The 23,543-nt window shown below is 56.6% G+C and carries 19 protein-coding genes and 1 pseudogene; 4 read left to right on the top strand and 16 right to left on the bottom strand.

Going from position 1 to position 23,543, the window contains the following annotated elements:
* Window positions 1-3: 3 nt before the first annotated feature.
* Genes DFR26_RS03650 through DFR26_RS03630 form a run of 5 tightly spaced genes read right to left on the bottom strand, consistent with a single transcriptional unit; the run spans window position 4 to window position 9,806 of the window.
* Window positions 4-3,192, bottom strand: a complete 3,189-nt coding sequence (locus tag DFR26_RS03650) for a cellulose biosynthesis protein BcsC (protein ID WP_116207565.1) — start codon at window positions 3,190-3,192, stop codon at window positions 4-6.
* A complete protein-coding gene (bcsZ, locus tag DFR26_RS03645; RefSeq protein WP_116207564.1) occupies window positions 3,192-4,346 on the bottom strand; it encodes a cellulose synthase complex periplasmic endoglucanase BcsZ in 1,155 nt (384 codons plus the stop codon). The genes DFR26_RS03650 and bcsZ overlap by 1 nt, the downstream gene beginning before the upstream one ends.
* Window positions 4,347-4,349: 3 nt before the next feature.
* Window positions 4,350-6,566 carry a cellulose biosynthesis cyclic di-GMP-binding regulatory protein BcsB gene (gene bcsB, locus DFR26_RS03640; protein WP_116207563.1) on the bottom strand — a complete coding sequence of 739 codons (2,217 nt, stop codon included), beginning with the start codon at window positions 6,564-6,566 and terminating at the stop codon, window positions 4,350-4,352.
* Complete coding sequence (gene bcsA, locus DFR26_RS03635; RefSeq protein ID WP_116207562.1) at window positions 6,563-9,064, bottom strand: UDP-forming cellulose synthase catalytic subunit; 2,502 nt, start codon at window positions 9,062-9,064, stop codon at window positions 6,563-6,565. The genes bcsB and bcsA overlap by 4 nt, the downstream gene beginning before the upstream one ends.
* Window positions 9,057-9,806, bottom strand: a complete 750-nt coding sequence (locus DFR26_RS03630; RefSeq protein WP_181898975.1) for a cellulose synthase operon protein YhjQ/BcsQ — start codon at window positions 9,804-9,806, stop codon at window positions 9,057-9,059. The genes bcsA and DFR26_RS03630 overlap by 8 nt, the downstream gene beginning before the upstream one ends.
* Window positions 9,807-9,909: 103 nt before the next feature.
* Here DFR26_RS03630 and DFR26_RS03625 point away from each other — a divergent pair, with 103 nt between their 5' ends.
* Genes DFR26_RS03625 through DFR26_RS03615 form a run of 3 tightly spaced genes read left to right on the top strand, consistent with a single transcriptional unit; the run spans window position 9,910 to window position 13,760 of the window.
* Window positions 9,910-11,502 (top strand): BcsE family c-di-GMP-binding protein, encoded by a 1,593-nt coding sequence (locus DFR26_RS03625; protein WP_116207560.1) that lies wholly within the window; start codon window positions 9,910-9,912, stop codon window positions 11,500-11,502.
* 9 nt (window positions 11,503-11,511) lie between these two features.
* The gene (locus tag DFR26_RS03620; RefSeq protein WP_116207559.1) at window positions 11,512-11,706 is read left to right on the top strand and encodes a hypothetical protein; all 195 of its coding nucleotides are present in this window, start codon (window positions 11,512-11,514) and stop codon (window positions 11,704-11,706) included.
* Window positions 11,707-11,765: 59 nt separating this feature from the next.
* Window positions 11,766-13,760, top strand: a complete 1,995-nt coding sequence (locus tag DFR26_RS03615) for a site-specific recombinase (RefSeq protein ID WP_116207558.1) — start codon at window positions 11,766-11,768, stop codon at window positions 13,758-13,760.
* A gap of 56 nt (window positions 13,761-13,816) precedes the next feature.
* On the opposite strand, the gene DFR26_RS03610 is transcribed toward DFR26_RS03615, so the two are convergent.
* The 9 genes and pseudogenes from DFR26_RS03610 to DFR26_RS03570 all read right to left on the bottom strand — a co-directional run bounded on the left by DFR26_RS03610 (window position 13,817) and on the right by DFR26_RS03570 (window position 21,748).
* Window positions 13,817-15,598, bottom strand: a complete 1,782-nt coding sequence (locus tag DFR26_RS03610; protein WP_116207557.1) for a sodium:solute symporter family protein — start codon at window positions 15,596-15,598, stop codon at window positions 13,817-13,819.
* 13 nt (window positions 15,599-15,611) lie between these two features.
* Window positions 15,612-15,878, bottom strand: coding sequence for a DUF4212 domain-containing protein (locus DFR26_RS03605; protein WP_116207556.1), 267 nt, complete (start codon window positions 15,876-15,878; stop codon window positions 15,612-15,614).
* Between the two features lie 262 nt (window positions 15,879-16,140).
* A pseudogene (gene rhlB / locus DFR26_RS03600) lies at window positions 16,141-17,337 on the bottom strand (ATP-dependent RNA helicase RhlB); the annotation flags it as partial.
* A 3-nt stretch (window positions 17,338-17,340) separates the two neighbouring features.
* Window positions 17,341-17,553, bottom strand: coding sequence for a cold-shock protein (locus tag DFR26_RS11025; protein ID WP_245953004.1), 213 nt, complete (start codon window positions 17,551-17,553; stop codon window positions 17,341-17,343).
* Window positions 17,554-18,138: 585 nt separating this feature from the next.
* Window positions 18,139-18,351, bottom strand: a complete 213-nt coding sequence (locus DFR26_RS03590) for a cold-shock protein (RefSeq protein ID WP_116207554.1) — start codon at window positions 18,349-18,351, stop codon at window positions 18,139-18,141.
* Between the two features lie 158 nt (window positions 18,352-18,509).
* Window positions 18,510-19,412 carry a heme o synthase gene (gene cyoE / locus DFR26_RS03585; protein WP_116207553.1) on the bottom strand — a complete coding sequence of 301 codons (903 nt, stop codon included), beginning with the start codon at window positions 19,410-19,412 and terminating at the stop codon, window positions 18,510-18,512.
* Complete coding sequence (locus DFR26_RS03580; RefSeq protein WP_116207552.1) at window positions 19,409-20,440, bottom strand: COX15/CtaA family protein; 1,032 nt, start codon at window positions 20,438-20,440, stop codon at window positions 19,409-19,411. The genes cyoE and DFR26_RS03580 overlap by 4 nt, the downstream gene beginning before the upstream one ends.
* The gene (locus tag DFR26_RS03575) at window positions 20,433-21,035 is read right to left on the bottom strand and encodes a hypothetical protein (RefSeq protein ID WP_116207551.1); all 603 of its coding nucleotides are present in this window, start codon (window positions 21,033-21,035) and stop codon (window positions 20,433-20,435) included. Before DFR26_RS03575 ends, DFR26_RS03580 begins: the two co-directional genes overlap by 8 nt.
* Window positions 21,032-21,748 carry an SURF1 family protein gene (locus DFR26_RS03570; protein WP_245953003.1) on the bottom strand — a complete coding sequence of 239 codons (717 nt, stop codon included), beginning with the start codon at window positions 21,746-21,748 and terminating at the stop codon, window positions 21,032-21,034. Before DFR26_RS03570 ends, DFR26_RS03575 begins: the two co-directional genes overlap by 4 nt.
* 57 nt (window positions 21,749-21,805) lie before the next feature.
* On the opposite strand from DFR26_RS03570, the gene DFR26_RS03565 reads away from it, so the two are divergent.
* Window positions 21,806-22,012 carry a DUF2909 family protein gene (locus tag DFR26_RS03565; protein ID WP_116207549.1) on the top strand — a complete coding sequence of 69 codons (207 nt, stop codon included), beginning with the start codon at window positions 21,806-21,808 and terminating at the stop codon, window positions 22,010-22,012.
* A 36-nt stretch (window positions 22,013-22,048) separates the two neighbouring features.
* On the opposite strand, the gene DFR26_RS03560 is transcribed toward DFR26_RS03565, so the two are convergent.
* Both DFR26_RS03560 and DFR26_RS03555 read right to left on the bottom strand, forming a co-directional pair.
* Complete coding sequence (locus DFR26_RS03560; RefSeq protein WP_116207548.1) at window positions 22,049-22,966, bottom strand: cytochrome c oxidase subunit 3; 918 nt, start codon at window positions 22,964-22,966, stop codon at window positions 22,049-22,051.
* A gap of 37 nt (window positions 22,967-23,003) precedes the next feature.
* Window positions 23,004-23,537 (bottom strand): cytochrome c oxidase assembly protein, encoded by a 534-nt coding sequence (locus tag DFR26_RS03555; RefSeq protein WP_116207547.1) that lies wholly within the window; start codon window positions 23,535-23,537, stop codon window positions 23,004-23,006.
* Between the last annotated feature and the right edge of the window lie 6 nt (window positions 23,538-23,543).

Raw genomic sequence — 23,543 nt, 5'->3', positions numbered from 1 at the left:
GCCCTAGAAATCGGCATAGGTGCCTAGCAGCCGCGGCGGATATTCGACAGCGCCGCGTTTCGGTTTGATCTCATAGCGCAAGTAAAGCTGCAGCACATTGGGCGAATAAAACTCGGCGCGATCGATGCGAAAGCCACCACCCACAAACCAGTTCGGCGCCACGCGTTTTTCTAAGGCGCCCTGCAGACTGTAGCTAAACCCAGCACCACTGCTGCCGCCTGCATACACAGGTGTTGGCAACGTCACGCCCGCCGGCGGATTGGCGGCATTGGCCACCGCTTGCGCCTGCAATGCACCATCAGTCGGAAAGTAATCGCTGTCGGTGGAGCTCGCCCAACTCACGCCCACGCTCGGCTCTAGCAAATAGGCAAAATCACGCCAGCGCCCCGTCCAGCGCACCGGAAAGTCGACACTAAAATACTGCTGCGGGCTGTAATAGCCACCATGACCGAAGGTAAATTCACTCAGGTCTTTAGCAAAGCGCCAATAGGTTAGGGCCACGCCAGCATTGACCGTTGTATTGGGCCGATCGATGACATCGTGGCTTTGCGACACGCTTAAGCGCAGCTCATCATTGCGCGCGACTGACCGCCCGGTGAGCACGGCGGCGCGCCCACCAATAGCGCGCGTACGGCCATCCACGCTGTGACTCAAACGCCCGCCAATACCGGTGCGCACAACACCACCCCAGGTGCGCCCAGACACCGGATCGCGCGTACCGGCATACGATAAAACGCTGCTCTGCACGGGCCGCCGAAACAGCTCCAGACTTTGATAGCGCGTGGCGTCGGCGGCACTGTAGCGCAGACCACCAACCAACGAGGTGACAGCAAAGCCCAACGGCGTCGTGCCGATATCCGCGCGGTAATGATCCGTCTCAAACCCTAGTCCGAGCGCCACGCCATCGGCGGATTGGCTAATCGGCTGAATACCGCTGGGCGCCTTCGCCAACACCTGGCCAAACTGCGCCTGATCATTCGGGTCAGATGACAGCGTGCCAGCATCAATGCTGACCTGATCAATGCGCACCAGCGCGTGACCGTGGTAGCCCACTGGCCAATAAATCTCCGTGGGTAGCTCGCGCACGCGCGTAGTCGATAGGCCATCATCGCCGGATTTATCGCGGTAAATCAGTGCACTGTGCACGTAGCCATCGAGGCGTTTTTGGTTGCGCGTGAGGGCGCGCTCAGCCGCGGTTTGCGCGAACTCAGGCTCAACGCTTAAGGCATTGGCATCGGCCACGGGAAAACCTTCTCGCTCGCGGGCTTGGGCATGCCAGGTGAAGGCTTGCGCATGCTGACCGGCCGCCTCGGCACGCTCGCCTTGGGTAAGTGCCGCACCAATACGAACCGCTTGAAACTGACTGTATTGGGCATCGGTCAGGCGCTGTGGCGCTGCCGCGTAGGGCGCTAATAACGCATCGGCTGCTGCCGGCTGATCCGCCACCACTAAGACATCGGCCAAAGCAAACTGCCACTGAGTGTGGCGCTGCTGCGGATCCGCGCTGGCTGTACGCGCCTGCATCCATGCAAGGCCATTGGGGAGCGTGGCCTGCGGCTTCTGCAACAATGCTTTAGCAATAGCGGCACTGGCTTGCGGGTCAGCTTGGCTTAGACGCTCGGCCTCGGCAAAGGCCGCTGCTCGCTGCGCCGGCTGCGAGGATTGCGACAACACCTCAAGCTGCTGACGCAGTTGCAGATCATCGGCGTATTGCCGAATGCTGTCATCCTGCGCCGCTGTTGGTACCGCCGCCAGCGCGGCCTGGGCATCGGCTAAGCGACCCTGCGAGCTGGCAAACAGGGCATAGGCATAGGCGGAAGATGGCTCGGCGGTACGCGCAAAAGGCGCCATCACGGCATCTGCCTCGGCAAGACGCTGTTGGCTTTGCAAGAGCTTGGCCAAATCAAACGCCAGCCATGGGTCATCGCTCAACACAACGCGCGCCGCGCGCAGGCTGGCTTCAGCCGACGCCACATCACCGGCGGCAATAAACGCATCGGCTTCGTCACGACGCTGCCCCGCCCGCACCCGCGTTAACATCTCGCGCAATGCCGGCTGATCGTCGGCACCGGCCAAGAGCGCATTAGCTTCGTCGAGGCGGCCGGCATTGGCAAGCCAGCGCAAGTAGCCACTCAAGCTCGCCTCATGATTTGGCGTGTGCTCTAGGGCCAAGCGCCAAGCGGCCTCGGCTTCAACGTTATTGCCCTGATCGGCGAATGCTTGCGCGCGCAGATTGAGCGCATCGGCCTGATGCGGCTGAATCGCCAAAGCCTCAGCGGTGGCACCCAAGATCGCCTCGGCGCTCTCAGCGCGACGCGCGGCGGCAACGGCTGCCCAAAATTGCGACGTCCGTTTTAAGCTCGATAACTCATTGCGACGATCGGGGTTATTAGCGCGTAGGGCTCGCGAAAATAGTGGCACTGCCTCTTCATGGCGACCTTGGCGCATACGTAAGCGCCCAAGTCCTGCTAGCGTTGCCTCATCAGCTGGACGCTGACGCAATAACACCGCCAAGGCGGCCTCTGCACTATCAGGCGCGACATCGAGCTCGCTTAAGGCACGCTCACGCGCGATCACAAAGGGATCATTGCGGATAGCTTCCTCAGCGGCCGCCTGCGCACGCCGCTGCCCTTCGGGCGAGGCTAATTGAGCCGCCAATGCCTGTTGGTAGCGGGCGCGCTGAGGGTATTGCCGCGCCAGTTGGCGTAGGCCATCGGTCACCAGCGACCAATTCGCCGGCTCACTGGCCAGCACGTGAAAATAGCGCAACGAGAGGTCGCCGCCAGGCGGGCCATTGGGAAATACGCGCTTCACTATGGCCACCGCCGCGTCGCCACGCCCGGTGCGTGCCATCACTTCAGCGGTAGCAAAATCGCGACCATCACTACCGGCTAAACGCCGATACGCCTGCGCCTGCGCTAATGCCGACGAGCGCGGATGAGCTTCGGCCAGTAGCGCCAATGCCGCCTCTGCTTGGGTACGCTGGCCCGCTGCAAACGACAACTTGACGCGTAACAACAGTGCCTCAGCATGCGTCGGCGCAATCAGCAAGGCCTTGGTCAGGGCCGTCTCGGCTAAGTCGGTGCGATTTTTATCGAGCCAAAGCTGTACCGAGGCTAATTGCTGATCAACGGCCTCGGCGTGCGCACCCACACTGGCGCAAAGCATCAGGGCAATGAGGCTTTTGCGCATCACAAACACTCCGCGGCAAGTTGCAGGCGACCATCGCGCTGAAAATAGAAGCGTTGGCTGCGCCACAGCTCACTAAACAGCGACAGCACGGCGTTGTAATAACCCTCGCGCGGTTGTTTTGCGCGTGCCTCAATGGCGGCTAAACCGGCTACTTCATGGCGCTCCGCCTGTAGCTGCAAAAACGGCAATGCCGCTTGCGCAAAGCCCACTGGTTGATAGTCCGAGAGCACAGCGCCATCACGCACACTGAGGCGCTCAGGCACCGAGCCACGCGCCAAGGCACGCGTGGCCCATGGCGCAAAATGGCTACGCAAGCTCGCACTCAAGGGGTCAACGAGCGGCATCATGCCGAGCCATAAATACACACGAATGGCGTTATAGGCGCCTTCATTTGGGCTGTCGGTCGCGGGCCAGGTCAACGCCCCAGTGGCGCTATTGAGCACAAACCAATCGGGCGCCACCGCTTTCGGCGCACTCGCTCGCATCAGCGCTTCGCTGCTATGCACCATCGCCTGCCAAGCGGCATCGCCAGTGTATTCTGCCAAGCCGCGCAACACGCTAATTGGCCAATAGCTCGGGTTGAGACGCCAAGTGTTTTCGGTGGGATGAAAGCCGCTCGGCCCGGGCAATAAAACCCGCCCATAGTTCGCCAGCTCAACACTCTCGAGTGCCACAATGCGCGTCGCCAACGCCAAGCCCATGGCGCGATAACGCGCATCGGACCAGCGCTCAGCGGCAGCTAATAGGCTGTAGGCAATCCACACATCGGAGTCACTGGCGGCATTGCTATCGAGCACACGCCATTGGCCATTGGCGCTGCGCCCCCACGACCAGGCTGGTAGTCGTGCCAGCAAATCGCCGGCGGCCAAGTTGTTTTCTGTCCAGTCAATCAGCTGCTTAAAGCGCGCCCGATCGTCATTCACCAAAGCAAAAAACAAGGCATAGCTCTGGCCTTCCGAGGTGGTAATCATAGCCTCGGTGCTGGCATCGATGACGCGGCCATCGGCACTGATGAACTCACGCGCAAATGCCTGCCAGGCGGGGTGTGATGCGCATGGCGCTGGCGCTGATGCGATTGGCGCACCCGTTTCGGCCAACGCACAGCTAGTCAGCATCAATGCCAACACGCAAAAGCTCATCGCGCGCCAAGTCATAGCTCACTTCACCAAACGGCGCTTAGCGACGTAGTTCAGGCCAAAGAACATCAGCATGGCGACAAATAAACCCAGCGCCACAGATGCTATCGCTAAGACAATGGGCTGGTCGGAAAACGCCAGCCATAGGCGCGTAAGCACCGGCAAATGCCCCACGTGATAGACCTTTTGCGTCCGAAAGCTATCGACCTGTTGACCGTTAACCAGCACCACATCGCCAGACATCCGCTCCACAAGCTGAGGACGATCGAGCGCATCAAACAGCCCCTGCAAACTGGCGCTGTCGGTCGCATTCAGCGCCACGACCGTGCGCGCCTTGCCACGTGGCGCCTGATAGCTTGTGATGGCGCTGTGCGCGCCATTGGCGGTGAGCATGACGGAAATATCTCGGCGCGCTACTGGATCGCCTTGTGCCGTCAGCCAACCCGACTCGGCATCAGTTTGCGGCTGTGAGCTGCGCAACACGCGCATCACGCGCGTCACATAGGCCGGAGCCTGGGGCTGCCATTGCGCGCGTAATGCTCGAGCGGCCGTACTGCCAATAACCAAGAAGTCTTTGTTGGTCATCTGCTCAGCCGTGGCCACGCTGACCACCTGCAACCGCACACCAGGATAGCCAGTAGCTGCACTCAAGCGCGCAACGCTATTGAGCATGGCGGTTATGTCACCCGCACTGGGCTGATCGGCCAGCACCACAGCGGTTTGCGCCAAATCGGCATAGCGCGTGAAGGGAAAACCGGCCTGCGCAAAGGCACTGAGGCTGGGCATGGCGATATAATGCGGATAGCGGGAAAAGTCGATGGTGGAGTCGGGATCAATCGCCGCCACCAAACTGTCGCTGATTTGTGCGGTACAGAGATTTTCTTTAGTGACCTCAGGCTGATAGCGCAGCTGTAATTCATTGCGCACACCCACATAAAATGGCGGCGCGGAAAGTGTTTTCTTGGCTTGAATACTGGCCTCATCGAGCACCGGCATGCTGAGCTGTTGCGCATCGCTGTGCTGCCCGGGCAATAACGGATAGGCCGTGACGAGCTGATCGTTGAGATAGACGCCCAGCAGCGAATTATCACGACGCACGGGTGGCGTATACCGATAGCGAAGATCCATATCAATGCCGCGCACGCGCCACGTAAACAGATCAGGCGGCAGACGTAGATTCAGGCGGATGGGGTCGCGGTTGGCGTAACTGCGTTGCAACTCGTAAGGCTGCTTGATGAGCTCAGCAAACCGAATCGGGCCAGTAGTACGCACCCAGTTTGGCGCGTCATTGGCAAGTCGCGGCTGCCCCAAGTCTACCGAGCGAATGCGCGCTTGCGAGCCACTCATGAGCACCTTGCCAAGCGCCAAGGCTTGAGCGGCAATGCGTAGGTCATTGATGTTGCGACCACGAATCACCAGATACTTCACTGCAGGACGACGGTAAGCTGGTACGAGGTCGATAGTCGGGCCACTCACATCCGGCAGCGATAAGCCGTTAATGCTGTCGCCATTTGTCGCAAACACCACGGCATGGCCGGCCGGCAATCGATTCAGGCTGGCGGGAAAACGCGCCGTCCGATAGTCCGCCGACTGACCAAACCATGATGCCACAATGCCAGCAGCAGCCAGCGTATCTGTGCTCGGCTGCGCCGCAAAGACAAAGGGAATGGTCAGGCGTTGGTTATCGCGACGATCAAAAAATGGCGCGGGTAAACGCGCTAAATCATTAGGCAGTGTGATTGGGGCAACTTGCAATAATAAGCGGCTATTTTTGCTGATATTGGCCCACAAGCTAGTGTGCGCCGGATCCTCGCAACCTAGGGTGTAATGCCCCACCAGCGACAAGCGCAGCTGGTTAAAGTCACTAAAGTAACGAGGATCAATGCGCACGCGCGACACCACCGGCTCGGGTGAGGCCTGCTTGGGTAACGCCACGGTGCCAACAACTTCGTTATTTAAATACACCTTGATGTGCGACAGCCCCTCAAGCAGCGCGGGCGAATAGCTCATGCTGAGCTCGAGCGTGGCGCTTTGGACAATCTCATCGGCGCGCACGCCAACATTTAAATAGGCGTCGTTATTGAGGCCAACCAGCTCATAGTTGCCCGCGCCCATCTCGCTAAAACTGCGGGCATAGCTACGCTCCGATGGCGTAAAGCCTTGACTCGTTGCCGCATTGGCGAGGCCAGCAAAAGCCAGCAGCAGAAAAGATAAGGTCATGCGACGCGAGTAGCTCATGTGCGCTCCACAGCAGAGGAATGGTGACGCTCGCGGCGCAATCGCCAGAGGGTCGGAACAAGAGAAAAGAGCTGACTATAGGCTTGCCAGCACAAGGTATTGATGCGAACCAGACTTTGCCACGGCTTGTCATTGACCACCGGCGAGGTATACCAAGCGCCAGGCCGCGCAAACGTACAGCGCACCAAATTCGCCTCATCGCGTAGCGTCATATTTTCGAAACGTAAACCGACGCGACGTTCGCTACGCCACATGACCTGCGCGTTAAATGCCATCTCGTCGTCATCCGAGGGCAATAATATGCGCAAATGCTCACCATCGGCCAAATCAATGCCATCGGGCAATACCAAGCCAATACCTGTCATGGAGTAGTCTAATGACTGTGCGCGAATGGCTTGGCCATCGATACGATAGACCACCACCGGCATCTCGCCGTTGACGCGCGGCGATACGCGCAGCTGCATGCTCTCGCGCGAGGCCCCCATGGCCACGCCAAGCACCACAAGATTATAAAGCACCCAAAAGACGTTTAGCAGTACCGTGCCCACCTCGGGATTATCCGGCGCCAATAGCCGCACCACACCAAAGCCCAGTCCGGCTATGTTGATGACAATCAACAGCAAATACGGCTTGGCAATACCCCAGTCATAAAAGCTGCTATCGACTAAGCTGCCTTTCGAGGTCACATTAAACTTACCCAGCTTCGGGTTAATCAAGGCCATGGTCGTTGGCACGGCGATATACCACGCCAGCACGGTCTCATAGACCTCGGACCAAAAGGAGTGACGGTGATGCCCCTGCGCGCGCGAGTTCGCCAAATTGGCATGAATAAGCTGCGGCAAAATATAGGCAATGATGGCTGCCGCCGTGGTGGCGATTAAGTGCAGCCCAAAAAATAGATAGGCCATGGGGGCGAGCAAAAAAATCAGCCGCGGAATGCCATACAAAAAATGCAGCATTGAGCTCGTGTAGCACAGGCGCTGCGCCCAGCTTAAGCCCGGCCCACGCCAGGGATTATCGGTGCGAAAAATCTGAATCATGCCGCGCGCCCAGCGAATCCGTTGGCCTACATGATCGGCAATACTTTCGGTGGCTAAACCCGCCGCCTGCGGCATATTGATAAACGCGGTGGTGTAGCCGCGCCGGTGCAGCTTGAGCGCGGTATGGGCATCTTCGGTCACTGTCTCGACCGCAATACCGCCGACCTCGAGCAATGGCTCACGCTTGATGACCGCACAGGAGCCGCAAAAAAACGTCGCGTTCCAAAAGTCGTTGCCGTCTTGCAGCAGGCCGTGAAAAAGCATGTCTTCGGCGGGCTCGCCATCTTTCATGCCGAGGTTGCGGCGAAACGGGTCGGGCGAGAAAAAATGGTGCGGCGTTTGTACCACGGCGCATTTCGGGTCTTTTAAAAACCACCCCATGGTGGCGCGCAAAAATGGCCGCGTAGGAATGTGATCGCAGTCAAAAATAGCAATATAGTCGCCGGTACTATGTTGCAGCGCGTGGTTTAAGTTGCCTGCCTTCGCATGGAAGTTATTTGGGCGAATCAAATAATTCACGCCGGCCTCTTCAGAGAAGCGCTTGATGTCATCGCGGCGACCATCATCAAGCACCCAAATCGACAGCTTGTCGGCCGGCCAATCCATACCGAGCGCCGCCAGCACGGTGGGCCTGAGTACTTTCAAAGGCTCGTTGTAAGTCGGGATATAGACATCGACAGATGGCCATTCGTCGGTGTTCGCGGGCAGTGTTGCCACCTCACGGCCCAATGGCCACGCGGTTTGAAAATAGCCGAGCAGCAAAATAGTCACGGCGTAGAGTTCGGCAGCAAATAAGATCAGCGCAAAGGCTAGGTCGACCGGCTCGTTATAGGGCAGCGTGACAGTGACCCGCCACCACAGGTAACGCAAGGTGGCGACCAATGACAGGGTTAGCAAAAACACGCGCGCGGTTTTGCCCGGCATTTGTCGTGCAAAAACCGCCAAGCCAAGCATCAGCACGGCAAACAACGCCTGATCTAACGGCTGCAATGGCGTACTCACAATCACCCCGAGCAGGGGCAAACACACCACCGCAATGAGCAAGCGCCAACCCAGCGTCAAGGTCGGCAAAGCCAAGGCCGCGCTGTCCATGCGGTCGCCAATCGCTGCTCGATCGATCTGCAAATCTAGCCAGTGTTGAACGGGCCGCCAGGCACGCAGTAGGGTATAGATTGGCCACATCACCGCTTGGCGAATGATGCGCCAGAGGATTTTCGTATGCCGATACGCATAGCTATCGGGCAGCACAAACACGCGCCAGAGCCAGAGTCGCAGCGGCGCTGGCTGCTCTACGCCGAGCTCGCCGGCCACCCACGCACGTGCGCGCAGGGCCAAGCCATCAAGCAGCGCAATGGGGCGGCGCTGAGTGGCCGGCAGAATAAATAGCCACCACCAATGCCACGCGGGTCGTGCCCGCCAGCGATCAATCCAGCGCGGCTTGATGGTCGGCTCAGACATCGGCTAACCATTCCTGACGCAGCCATGTGGCAACACCCTGCAAATCATGCGCGGCTTGGCTGTAGTTCGCATACCAGGTCACGGTCGTGCCTTCATGCAAGGCGTCGGATACCAACTCATCTTGATGGACGGGCGTTGGCAATAACTCATCGCCAACGAGCTCACGCCAGCGCTTCATCAGCACGCGGCGGGAGCCTTTACTGGCATTAATTTGATTGATGATATGGCGGTGCGCACAGGCCACCGGCAACACGCGGCGCTCACTGCCAATAAAGGCTTTTTGCGAGGCGGCGTCGCATAGCCAAATCGACAGCGCGGCGCTGGCCACACGCTCAGCTTGGTCGCTATAAACGCTATAGCCGCCAGGGGTATCGATCAGCATCACATCGACATCGGCTAAAAATGGCGCCCGAATAAACTCCGCTAGCCTCTGTGGTTGCGCGGCCAATGCTTGCTCAACAATCAAGCGCTGGGCAGAGCCAATGCTGCCAAAAGGGATAATCATCAAGTTGTCGCGCGGCGACCAATGCACTGGCTCCGCGTGGCTATCGGGCAATAAGGTATGCGCCCAGCCACGCGTGTGCGCATCAAGGTCATCAAAATGTTGTGACAAGGTGTTTTGTGGGTCGCACTCGAGCACAGCTACACGCAGGCCTTGCTCGGCAAAAATTGCCGCCAAATTGACCGCAAATACCGTACGCCCCACCCCGCCTTTTCGCGAAAACAGCGACAACACATACATCCACATACTCCAACGCAACGTAGTCAATTAGACAACAGTCTATCGAGATGTTCACTATATACTGCTTCTAATCCGACATTGTTTGTCATTTTGAGGAGTTGTGATGGCCTTTGATATCTTTCGGCTGCTAAAGCCGCGCCGGCAAGACATATCGCCCGCCATCTTAGCGCCATTTTCGCCGTGCCTAATGGGCATTGAAGGCTTGCCGGCGGAAGCCGCTGAACTCCGGCCCGGCAGCCTCTATGTGGCCACCTTGCCCCGGGGCCACTCCACCAGTGCACTGGTGATCGACACACTCGCCAGCGGCCTGCAACAAGGCAGCCGCGTGACGATTTGTGCCGCCGCGCCGCAACACCTCGTGACGCCGCTGAATGCATTTCTCAATGAACATGGCCAGGTCAACAGCACCACCTTGTTGCGCATCGACCCACTCGCCATCAATCATCCATCGCGCACTATTTGGGATTTCTTGGAGAGCTTGGAGGCGCAAAAAGCGCATCGCAGCGACTGCATCATTTACGTTGGCGCCAGCAGTTTGTTGGCAACGCATCATCGCGCGGCCAATAAACGCCAGCTCGGCATTTTGCACGACTGGCACCGTCAGCACGGCTGCACTGGACTATTTATTGCAGAAGATGCAGACCAGCTGTGGCCAACGTTATTGCGCCACGCCAAACAGCTCGATGGTCTCGCCGGCTTGCTCATTGATGACAGCCGCCTAACGTGGCGCATTAACCACTGGCACAGCAGCAATGCGCAAATTAATGACGCGCGCTACGGCATGGGCTCGCGCCAAGATGGCCGCTTATTTACCCTCGGCCTGCATCAGCAGCCGGAAAATAACCTGCGCGGTGGCGAAGACGCACACCGGGTATTGAGCTGCTGGAACCCTGCACGCTTTGGCCAGAGTACGCCGGTGAACTGGGAGATTTTCGACGATATCGACGAGCTGATGACCGAGGTCACGCAGTCGGCGGTGGCGGCCACGGTCATTCTCGACCACCGCGTGGCACAACACTTCAGCACGCTCGCACGCCAAGTCCATAAGCTCCGCATTGCCTGCGGCCGGCGCCTGAAAATCGTTATTCACGAGGTCGATGCCAGCTTAAGTTATCAGCAGGAAATGCAGCTCTACCACACCGGCGCCACGCGATTATTACGCAAAGACCTGGAAGTCTCTGAGAGCTTCCGAGTGATCTCATCACTCAAAGGCCAGTGGTTTTGGCGCGCAATCGAGCCCGACTTTGACCAGTTTTTTGCCGAAGCACAGCCCAATGAAAGCGTCGGCTACATGACGCCGGTGGACTTTGCCATTACAGCCGATGAGTTTATGCGGGTGAGCGCCAATACCAATATTGATAGTGTGGTGGTGCGCCTGACACTGCGCTCCGAGTGCCCACACCTGACCGCGCTTGATGCATTTCGACCAGATCGTCCCGGCGTGTTTATCACCAACGATAACCAGTATCTGTATTTATTCCTGTTTGCCTGCCCCGCTTCGGATGTCGACGCCCTCATGGGCAAGCTCTTTCATATGGAAGTCGGCTCGCTATTTGCCTTCTATGAGATCATCGTGCTGCAAAACGAGATCGGTCAGGTACTCGAAAAAATTCGCTACAATGCCGAGTTTGTTGGCTACACTGATTACACAGATCATTTATTATCTGCGTCTCTACCACCGCCTGAAAGCCTTTAGGAGCCCATCATGAGCTATGATTATTTCTTGCTCTATTTGAGCGCAGGCGTTGGTGTTGGCGTTGTTTTAGGGCTGATACTGCTCGTACTTGCCTACAAAAATCGTATTGCATTGCGCTCGCTACTATCACCCATTCGTTATCGCCGTACACCCGCACTCGTGAAGCCTGTGGCCTTAGATGGCACGACGACAACACAAACTTGATGCGCGGCATTCTTTAATTCGGGCTGTTTGCTATTTGATGGCCCCATGAGTTCCATCAGATGCTCAAAGATATACTGGAAGAGATTACACGCGACCCTGAAACAGATGCTTTCCGCCCACTTGGGCGCCTTCTCAAGCAACTGCGGCCTGAACAAGCCGATGACAGCCTAAGCATTGATCGTAATTTTGAGGCCTTGCTGGGCCTGCTCTCGCGCCGCCCCGAGCTGCGCGCTGGCCTGCAACGCTATATTGACCATTTACTCGTTGGTCGCCGACAAATTCACCTCTACACCGACACCGGCATTTTAAGCAGCGAAGGGCTGGCGGCAGGCTTTTGGCGGCGTGTCGGCGAGCGTCTGCTGCCGCCCATTAGCGATGATCAATACCTAGACGAAGCCTTTTCGCGGCTTATTCGGCGCGGTAAAGATGCCGACTGGATCGAGGCCGTCCCCGATGAAACCTGGGCGCGCGTGTTTGAGGCGCTGCTATCCGGCGCTCGCCCGAAAGCGGTGCTACGCCACACGCATTTGGAGCAGCTCGACGCCCTCCGTGTGCTCGCTCACCGCGTCTGCGCCATGGGTCTAGAGCCTGAGCTGGTACGCAATTACCCCGCCGTGGAGGCCTTCGAGTCGCCTTTTATGGCGCTGAGCAATGAGACCGAGCGCTTTGTTCGGCATCAACGTGAGCTGCTGCAAGAGCTCCGCGAAGACGGCATTGATCATCGCCAAATGCAGGTGCTGATGGATCAATGCCATGAGCTCATTCGCAAGGTCAAACGCCTCTCGGCGCAATACGGCGTGAGCATTAGCCTGACCTACTTGATGGTCCGCATGAATCAAACGCTCGAGCGCATGGAGCTGCTGCTTGAGTTTATTGCCGGCGACAACACCTCGCATCCGCTGCGCTTGGCGCGCTTTCTCAAACAAATGAGTCGCAGCGAAGCCGATAGCCACAGCCTGCGCGCCCTGATGTCGCGCAATACCGAGCTGCTTGCGCGCAACGTCACCGAACACGCCAGCGAAACCGGCGATCACTACGTCACCACATCGCGAAGTGGTTTTTTTGATATGTGGCGCTCAGCCGCTCGTGCCGGGGTTATTGTCGCATTCATGGCGCTGCTGAAAATCATCTCCACGCGCCTAGCGCTTGCGCCATTGGGGCAGGCCCTCGTTTACAGCTTGAACTACTCGTTTGGCTTCATGCTGATTCATATTTTGCATGGCACCATTGCCACCAAGCAGCCAGCCATGACCGCCTCGCATCTTGCCGCGAGCGTTGAACAAATTGGCACACACCGGCCCGAGAAGCATTTAGGCGATCTAGCGCGCCTGTGTATTGATGTGTTCCGCAGCCAGTTCATCGCCATTTTAGGCAATGTCGGCATCGCCTTCCCTATCGCCATTGCGGTGGGTTTGATGTGGCAATGGCTGGGGCACTTCCCCGTCAGTGTCGACAAGGCCAACCACTTAATCCATGACCTCAGCCCGATCGATAGCCTGGCAATTTTTCATGCGGCCATTGCAGGCTTTTTCTTGTTTCTGTCCGGCATCATCTCAGGCTACTACGACAATAAAGCCATCTACTCGCGCATCCCCGAACGGATTATTGCCCATCGCGCGCTGTATTGGATTTCACGGCGGCGGCGCGAAAAAATCGCTAAATACCTGCGTCACAACCTCGGCGCACTGGCCGGCAATTTTTATTTCGGCGTGATGCTCGGCAGCATGGGCACGATTGGCTTTTTATTTGGCTTGCCGCTCGATATCCGCCACATCGCCTTTTCGACCGCCAACTTTGCTTACGCCTTGGTGACGTTTGACTTTGTGATGAGCTGGCAAGTCGTTGCCATCAGCAGCATAGGTATTGCCGCTATTGGCATGACCAACCTCGGCGTGAGCTTTTCACTGGCCTTAATGCTGGCCCTGAAGTCTCGTGGGGTGAAGTTCCGGCTCTGGTGGCCATTACTGCAAGAGATTTTTGCCCAGCTAAAACAGCGGCCACTGACGTTATTTTGGCCGCCAAAAGCAGTCGCTGAATCGGTGCCTACTAACTAATGTTTGGACCATAAAAAAGGCTGCCCGAGGGCAGCCTTTTTCTCAGCAGGAACTACTTAGTGAGCAACGGCAGTACCGGAGCCACGTGGCACACGAACACTCTCAACGAGCTCTTGAATGTGCACAGGTGGTGCCGATGTCGCGCTGGACACCACATAGGCCACAGCGAAGTTGATCAGCGCACCGATCACACCAAAGCCCGATGGTGAGATGCCGAAGAACCAGCCATCTAATGTGTCAGGGAACATGTTCGTGCCTTTCACGAAGAACCAGCCCTTAAACAAGAAGATGTAGATCACGGTGCTGAGCAGACCAGCCAACATACCGGCAATGGCGCCCTCTTTGTTCATGCGTGTGCTGAAAATACCCATCATCAACACGGGGAACAATGACGCCGCCGCCAAGCCGAAGGCCAATGCCACCACCTCCGCCGCAAAGCCCGGTGGGTTCAGACCCAAGTAGCCAGCCACAACAATGGCACCAACCATGCTAATGCGGCTTGCGCGCAACTCGGCTTTATCGCTGATTTTTGGCATAAAAATGCCTTTCAACAAGTCATGCGAAATAGCTGAGGAGATTGCCAGCAACAGACCTGCAGCCGTCGACAACGCAGCCGCCAAACCACCAGCAGCCACCAAGGCAATCACCCAGCCGGGTAGCTTGGCAATTTCTGGGTTTGCTAACACCATGATGTCTTTATCGATGGTGACTTCGTTGCCTTTCCAGCCCATGGCTTCTGCTTTCGCAGCAAACTCTGGGTTTTTCTCGTTGTAGTACTGCACACGACCATCGCCGTTTTTGTCGTCAAACGACAGCAGACCAGTACGCTCCCAGGTTTTCATCCACTCAGGACGCTCTTCTAGGACCATATTACCTGTTGGGCTACCGATCTCACCGGGCTGAATAGTTTTCACCAAGTTATAGATGGCCATCGCGCCCACAGCAGGTGCTGTAGTGTAAAGAATGGAGATAAAGATCAATGCCCAACCGGCTGAACGACGCGCATCACGTACTTTAGGCACAGTGAAGAAGCGCACGATCACGTGAGGCAGACCCGCGGTACCGATCATCAACGACATGGTCAGCAAGAACACATTTAATGTGGTCGCAGAGCCCATGCCCGTGTATTGCGCAAAACCGAGGTCTTGAACAATGTTATCAACGGCTTGCAGCAAGAAGACGTTGTCACTGCCTTGCAAAGTCGCACCCAAACCGATTTGTGGCAACGCCCAACCGGTTAACTGCAAGGAGATGAAAATCGCTGGCACAGTGTAGGCAAAAATCAGCACCACATACTGCGCGATCTGCGTATACGTAATGCCTTTCATGCCGCCGAGCACTGAGTAGCTAAACACCACCGCCATGCCAATGTAGAGGCCGGTTTCGATGTCGACTTCCAAGAAGCGCGAGAACGCCACACCGGCACCACGCATCTGACCGATCACATAGGTCAGCGAGATCACCAGCAAGCAGACCACGGCAACGATACGCGCGGTACGCGAATAGAAGCGGTCGCCAATGAACTCAGGCACGGTGAACTTACCGAACTTGCGCAGATACGGCGCCAACAGCAACGCCATCAACACATAGCCGCCGGTCCAGCCCATGAGGTAGGCCGAGCCACTATAGCCAGAGAAAGAGATGATGCCGGCCATGGAGATGAACGACGCGGCGCTCATCCAGTCGGCGGCTGTTGCCATGCCGTTGGCGATGGGGTGAATGCCGCCGCCAGCGACATAGTATTCGCTGGTTGAGCCCGCACGAGCCCACAGCGCAATACCGAAATAGAGCGCAAACGAGCCGCCCACCATTAAATAAATCCAGGTTTGAGTATCCATGAATGAGCTCCGATTAATCTTCGTGAACGTCGTATTTACGATCGAGCGCATTCATTTTTGCCGCGTAGACAAAAATCAAAATCACGAAAGTAAAAATCGAGCCTTGCTGGGCGAACCAGAAGCCCAGTTTGAAACCACCGAGGTTAATTTGGTTGAGGGCATCCACTAACAAAATGCCAAAACCAAACGACACCACGAACCACACCACAAGCAAACTAAGTAGGAGCCTTAGGTTGGCTTGCCAATAGGCTTTCGCCTGAGAGTTATTGGAACTCGCCATTTGTTTTCTCCGATACGAAAAGGCAAAGATGCCTAGTACCGACTGTAACGACCTGCCCTGATTGAGGAATCAGGACTTTGGTCGTATTCAGCACAAAAAGCGGATGCAGCGGGGAGGTTTAGTGACGGCGAGCGCCAGGACGTGAAGCGCCTGCACCACTTGGGCGCGGCTTACGAGGAGCAGGTTTGGCGCCGGATGCACCATGCACAACGTGTACTTTTGGCACCGCTGCTAACAGCTCGGCGGGTGGATAAAGACACTCTAATTTACGACCAATGGCGGACTCCAGCTCAGGAATCAGGTGACCATCGTCTTCGCAAGCGAAACTAATACTGGTGCCACTGGCACCGGCACGACCGGTTCGGCCAATCCGGTGCACATAGTCGTCGGGCTGCTCAGGCAGCGTGAAGTTCACCACGTGGCTAACGCCATCGATGTGAATGCCACGACCAGCCACATCGGTGGCAACTAGCACCTTGATTTTACCTTCACGGAAGTTTTCGAGCGTTTTGACGCGCTTCTCCTGAGGCACATCACCCGATAGCAGTGCGCAGGAAATATCATGTGCCTTCAATACATCGGTCAGCCGACGCGTCTGATCGCGACGGTTAGCAAACACCATGACACGCTCAAGTGACTGCGTGGTGATGAGGTTATAGAGCAGTGCTACTTTCTCATCGGCCGTGACGATATAAACCTTTTGCTCAACGGTTTCCGTGGCCACGGACTCAGGTTCAATTTCCACGGTGACCGGATAAAATGTCCATTGACTGGCAAGGTTGAGGACATCACGCGTGAACGTAGCTGAGAACATCAAGGTTTGTCGGTGAGACTTCGGTGGCGTGAGGCGGACAATGCGCTTCACATCGGGAATAAAGCCCATGTCGAGCATGCGGTCGGCTTCGTCTATAACCAAGAGTTCAACTTGATCGAGAAACAGCTCTTGTTTGTTGGCAAAGTCGATGAGGCGACCCGGTGTGGCCACGACAATATCGACTGGCGCACGATCGAGCTGGCGACGCTGCTTCTCGTAGTCCATGCCGCCGACTAAAGTCACCACGCTCAAGTTGGCGTACTTGCCTAAATCCTCGGCATCGCGCGCGATCTGCAGGGCAAGCTCGCGCGTTGGCGCCAGCACCAAGGCGCGGGGCTCACCTAAGCAACGCTCAGGACTTGGTGGATTTTTTAAGAAGTCGGCAATGACCGTGAGCAAGAACGCAGCGGTTTTACCTGTGCCGGTTTGCGCGCGACCAATGGCATCGTGGCCAGCTAGGGTAAAGCGCAGCACACGGCCTTGAATTGGCGTGCATTGCGAAAAGCCCAGATCGTCAACGGCGCGCAAAATCTCATTAGGTAGTGGTAGGTCTCGAAACAATGTGGGCGCGGCTGGCGCGCTCACGGTTTCAACATCTACGTCAATCGACTCGACGGAGTCATTGGCAGCAATGGCATCTGTCATGGCTTAGATCATCTGCACATCATCTGCCTGCAAACCTTTATCACCACGCTTGAGATAAAAGTCGACACGCTGACCTTCACGCAAAGTGCGATGACCCTCACCGCGAATCGCGCGGTAATGCACGAACACATCGTCGCCCATGTCGCGGGTGATAAAACCGAAACCTTTGTTGGCGTTAAACCATTTCACTTCACCCTGCTCACGCGGGCCTTTCACGCGAATGGTACGCGCCGGGAAGCTAAGAGCCAGCAAAACCAGCGCGGGCAACGCCATCAACACAATCGACGGCGCCAAGTTGAGCAATGGCACTGAGGCGGCGATCATGCTGATAATAGCGACCGCCGCTGAACCAGTGGTGATGATCGTCAAAGTCAGGCGCACGGTACGGCAACGCTTTAAGTTGCGAGCACACCAGAAAAATAACGGCGCTAAACCAATATCTACAGTGCCGAGCAGACGCACAGCAAATTCAGCATTGGCAGAGGGTTCAGCAAAAGCGAGGGGGAAAAAGGTCAGCCAGAGGTGTGGCAGGGCCAGCATAAACAGGCCATTGAGGGCGAAACTTAAACCTAAAATGGAATAGATCAGTGCAATAGTTTGCTTGCTACGCATAACGGGTACTCTCGACGCGGTTATCACCCGGTTGGGCATCGGGCCAACACGGTACCAATACCAAAGCCGAGCACGTCAGGAAATAAAACCCGGCTCCCGATGCGGTAACGAAAAATTTAAAAATGGCGGGGAATAAAAAACCCGCGCTAGATATGATTACGGGCCCGAAGGCCCGCTCTCACAACAGTCTTAGTCCAGCGGCAGGACGTCTTCGGCTTGGAAGCCCTTCTGACCTTTCACGACGCTGAATTCAACTTTTTGGCCATCGCGCAATGAGCGGTGACCATCGCCACGGATAGCGCGGAAGTGAACAAACACGTCCTCACCGGCCTGACGCTGAATAAAACCAAAACCTTTGGCATCGTTGAACCATTTCACGGTGCCTTCTTCACGTTGCGACATAATCAACCTCAAATAACGCTGTATCGGATGGCCGTGGTGCTGCCATCAAACGTTGGCGCAAATGGGTAAACATAGCGTTACGAGGTGACGATGCCCACGGGCTAACTGATTAGACACGGAAAGCACCGGCTTGGCAATAAGCAAAGTTGATTTCTTTGTCAAGCCAGCAGCACACTGATCACCCGATCGAGCAATAACGCGCCAAAAACGCCCAGCAAGTAGACAATCGAGAAGCCAAAGGTTTTCATGGCCTGGCCTTCCGTTGGCTGGAAACGCAACTTCCAAGCCTCGCGCATAAAGCCCAAGCCAAAGACAACGGCCGCGAGCAAATACACCGGCCCCATCATGCCAATCAAATACGGCAACAGGCTGACCACGAGCAATAAAATGGTGTAGTACCAAACCAGCGTTTTGGTCAGCGCAATGCCATGCGTCACTGGCAGCATAGGAATGCCCGCCTCGGCATATTCATCGCGACGATGAATGGCTAGCGCCCAAAAGTGCGGCGGCGTCCAGACAAAAATCAGCAGCACCAGCAGCCACGCCTCGGCAGACATTTGCCCGGTCACGGCGGCCCAGCCAAGCAGCGGTGGCAAGGCACCGGATAGCCCACCAATGACAATATTTTGTGGCGTGGCACGCTTTAAATAGCGCGTGTAAATGCCGGCATAGCCGACCATGCCTAGCGCTGTCAGCCAAGCCGTTAGCGGGTTCACCCAAACGCTCAGCAGAATCATTGACACCGCCGCCAGCAAGCCTGCCCAACCTAATGCCATCGCGGCGGTGACTTTTCCTTGCACCAATGGCCGGCCTTGGGTGCGCGCCATCACGGCGTCGTAATGCTGATCGACCCACTGGTTAATCACTGCGGCCGACGCCATGCCAGCCCATAGACCAACAATCGCCGCTGTGTACTGCCACACACCGAGCCATTCGTGCGGCGCCAAGACCATGCCCACCAAGGCAGTGACCATGAGCATGGCCACCACACGCGGCTTGGTCAGCGCCCAAAAGTCGCGCCAACTTGGATTCATGGTCACGGTGGAAATATGAGCTGTCATGAAAAGCCTCCTAAGCGTTTTTCGCGATGCATGGCATAGGCCAGTGCCACTAATACTTGCAGCAATAGCGCTGCCCATACGTTATGCGCCACCGCATTCCAGAGCGGCAAGCCGGCAACAACATTGGTAACACCCAAGCCAATCTGCACGAACAACCCTACGGCCAAGATCACGGCGAAGACGCGATAACGCCCCGCTTGCGTACGCAAGAGCAACAGCGCAATAAGCAGCACAAAAAGCCCGGTCACCACCATCGCGCCAATGCGATGTGTGGCGTGGATGGTAATTTTTTCAGCCGCACCTAAGTGTGGCGCGAACTCGAACGACTGATCATCAGCATGAAATAGGCTAAAGGCCTCCGCCGGTGACCACGCTTGCTGCCACCCAGATTGACAAATAGGCAGCTCGGTACACACCGTGGCGGCGTAGTTTGATGCCGTCCATCCGCCTAATAAGATTTGCACGACCAAAGCCACGATTGTCAGGCTTAATAACGGCCTGAGCCGCACCACATAGCGATCACCCGTGGGCGCGAAGGCACGCCGCATGCGCAGCAATAGCCAAAACAGGCCGGTGAGCGTGGAAAAGCCAAACAATAAATGCAGCGTGACCACCGGCGGATACAGCTTCTCGGTGACGGTTAGCGCACCGAAGGCGCCCTGCACACACACCAACACCAGCAAAGCGCCGGCATGACGCCACGGCATGTCAGCCAGACGGCGCTTGCGCCAGGTCACGGCGGCCAGCAGCAAAATCACCAAACCAATGCTAGCGGCAAAATACCGATGAATCGTCTCGGGCCAAGCTTTATCGGGCTCAACAACGTGGCCAGGGTAAAGCTGCTCGGCGCGCGCCAAGCTTTCAGGGCTCGATGGCACCGTGAGATGGCCATAGCACATGGGCCAGTCAGGGCAGCCCAAACCGGCATCACGCAAGCGTGTCCAGGCACCCAAAATAATCACCACCAGCGTCAGTACGACGGCAAACTGTGTGGCGCGATAAAGCCGCGGATAACGTGACTTAACCAATGCGAGATACCTTTAAAAGTTTCGTCAGATCATCGAGCAAATCTTGTGCGCGCAAAATAGCCGGCGCCTCGTCTGCTGGGATCACGTAACGCAACATCAGCCAGCCCATCGGATCCATGACATACCAACTGTCATCGGCTAGTGCTGCCGAGCCCTGTGGCGTTGCCGGCGCACTCACCCACTGTACAAAGGCTGCAGCGCTCAGGGTCTCGGGCAACCAGCTGGGCGGCGCCGTCTGGCCCGGCGCCAACACCAGCAAAATACCGAGACGCTCGCGTTCACGGCCAATGCTCTCGTGCAGCCGCGGCAAAGCCTGCAGACTTTGCTCGCAAGCGGCATCGCAACGCGCCGGCAAGGCATACACAACCCACCAGCGCGATGACAGCTCAGGCCCCTCGTCATGATGCTGCTGCCAGGCTAAGCCATCGCGCGACATAGGCGGCGTGAGCAAATCACCTTTATTGGTTTGACCACCACTGAACCAGGCGCCATCGTAGGCCATCTGGCCAATGACGATGGGCAAAATAAAACTGGCAAGAAAGCCCAGCAACAACCAGCGATTGCGACGTGCTGTGGGTTTATTCTGAGTACTCATTGTTTCACCAACCCCTTACGCCAAAATGCAAACCAACACCCGCACCACGCCAGCGCTAACGCCAACCATTGAAAGGCATAGGCACGATGTCGATCAGGACCAATTTGCTGTGCCTGCGTTGGCGCCCAGTCGCGAGCAAAACCGCCAGGCACGGTAGCATCTAAACGCAGCACCCATGGCACGAGCGGACGCTGCCAAGCCTTCGCCCAATAGTCAGTTTCCACACGCCCCACGCGCCAAACGCCATCATGCAGCTCAGGGCCACCCAAGGTGATGAAGCGCGAAGGCTGATGCACCACGCCGGTGATTTCGCCATCGCTGGGAACTGCTGTTGGTAGCGCTGAGCCGCCATTGCGATCGCTCACCACCCAGCCTAAATTGACCAGCACAAAATTCGCTGCACCCTCGGGCTGAAATAGCACCAAAAGCTCCATACCAACGCGACCCGCACGAATTTGATTATCTAGGGCAATGGTGAACTCAGGCAGAAAGCGACCGCGCAATCCCATCGGTCGATTCGCGATGACCTCTGGCGCTTGCTCCGCCTGCAGCCAACTGAGCTCAGCCGTTTGGCCGCGCTCGCGCTGCAAGGCCATAAATGCTGCCTTTTCATCGGCGCGCTGATATTGCCAGTACGCCAGCGACAGTAACGCTGAGGCCACCGCGATCAACAGCAGCCATGCCAGCCAAGAAGGCGCCGGCGATGTTGTCACTACAGACAAGAGGACAACTCCTCGTATACTGGGCAACTAACATTAGGGGGTAGAAGCATGCTGACCAAAATTGTTCTTCTCGTGGCATTGGGTTTAGTGGTGTGGCAGCTGGTCTCTGCGTTACGCGCGTTATCACGAGGCCAAACAGGTGACCCGCAACGACTTATGGAAGCGCTAAAACGGCGCGTGATTTTGTCGATTATTATTGTCACTGCGCTGTTTGTACTTGGCGCCATGGGCGTTATCACACCGCACGCGTTGTAAGTCAGCCGCGTCTCCAACGAGGCGCGACTTATTGCCTTAGAGCCAATACACCACGACAAACAAAAACAACCAGACCACGTCGACAAAGTGCCAATACCAAGCGGATGCCTCGAAGGCAAAATGATTATCAACGGTTAGATGGCCCTTCATCGAGCGCAGCGTCATCACTATTAGCATGATGGTGCCGATGGTCACATGCAGGCCGTGAAAACCGGTAAGCATGAAAAATGTTGAACCATAAATGCCAGAGTCAAGGGTCAGGCCCAGGTCGTTATAGGCGTGGTAATACTCGTAGACTTGGCAGCCCAAGAAAATCACGCCGAGCAGCGAGGTGATCGCCAAGAAGCTGATTTGGCGACCACGATCGCCGACCAGAAGCGCATGATGGGCAATGGTCAATGTCACCGATGACGCGAGCAGGATGACGGTGTTAATAAACGGCAGGCCCCATGGCCCCATGGCGGTGGTAGTGTCACCACTGGGCATGGAAACCAGCGGCCATAGCGCCTGAAATTGCGGCCACAAAACCTCGTGAGTCATCACCCCTTTACCCTCGCCGCCCAACCACGGCACGCTGAGCACGCGCGCATAAAATAGCGCGCCAAAAAAGGCAGCAAAAAACATCACTTCGGAGAAGATGAACCAGGTCATGCCTTGGCGATAGGAGCGATCCATTTGCAATGAGTTTTGATTACCCAAGCTTTCACGCACGGTGTCGCGAAACCAAAAATACATCAGCACAAAGACGCCGAGCAGACCAATCGGCAGTAAGGCGTTGAGCGTGCCTTCGTTGGGCGCAATCGTCGAACCGCTCATGCTCTGAATGACACTACCGGCACCGATCACCAAAATAAATAAAATAAACGACCCGAATATAGGCCACGGACTGCTGGCTGGCACAAAGTATTGCGCGGGCTTTTCGCCGGCGGGAGTCGCTTGCGGTGATGCACTCATGTGACGCTCCTGTTGTTATTTTTAGCGCGCGTTGCGTTTAGATTTTTGGTTCTTGGTGCCGATAAAATCGATACGCCAAGGTGATTGTCTTAATACTTTTCGGCAAGTCAGGGTCGATATAAAACACCACCGGCATATCGAGCGTTTGGCCTGCCTGCAAGGTTTGTTCACGGAAACAGAAGCATTCGGTTTTCTTTAAATGACTCGCGCCTTGCGCCGGCGATACCGACGGAATGGCGCGGCCAATGATGGCCTGACCGGCGTTATTGACTACCGCAAAGTTGACGGTATTGATTTGTCCGGGATGCACCTCAATGGCATTGCGCTCACCTGTGAACTGCCACGGCAGACCAGCATCTACCGACGTCAAAAACTCCACCGTAATGGTGCGCTCAAGATCGACCTCAGAGGTCGCCGCGGCAGCGGTATTATTGGTTTTGCCATTGAGGCCGGTGAGCTCACAAAAAGCGTCATATAGCGGCGGCATAAGAAACACAGCAAACACAAACATGCCCACCACACTGAGTGATAACACGCGCAGTTGACGTTTTTGGCTGGCGGGCATGGTCATCTTGGC

The organism is Paraperlucidibaca baekdonensis (assembly GCF_003387535.1).
GTDB lineage: Bacteria > Pseudomonadota > Gammaproteobacteria > Pseudomonadales > Moraxellaceae > Perlucidibaca > Perlucidibaca baekdonensis.
This window is presented reverse-complemented; position numbering and strand designations above follow the sequence as displayed.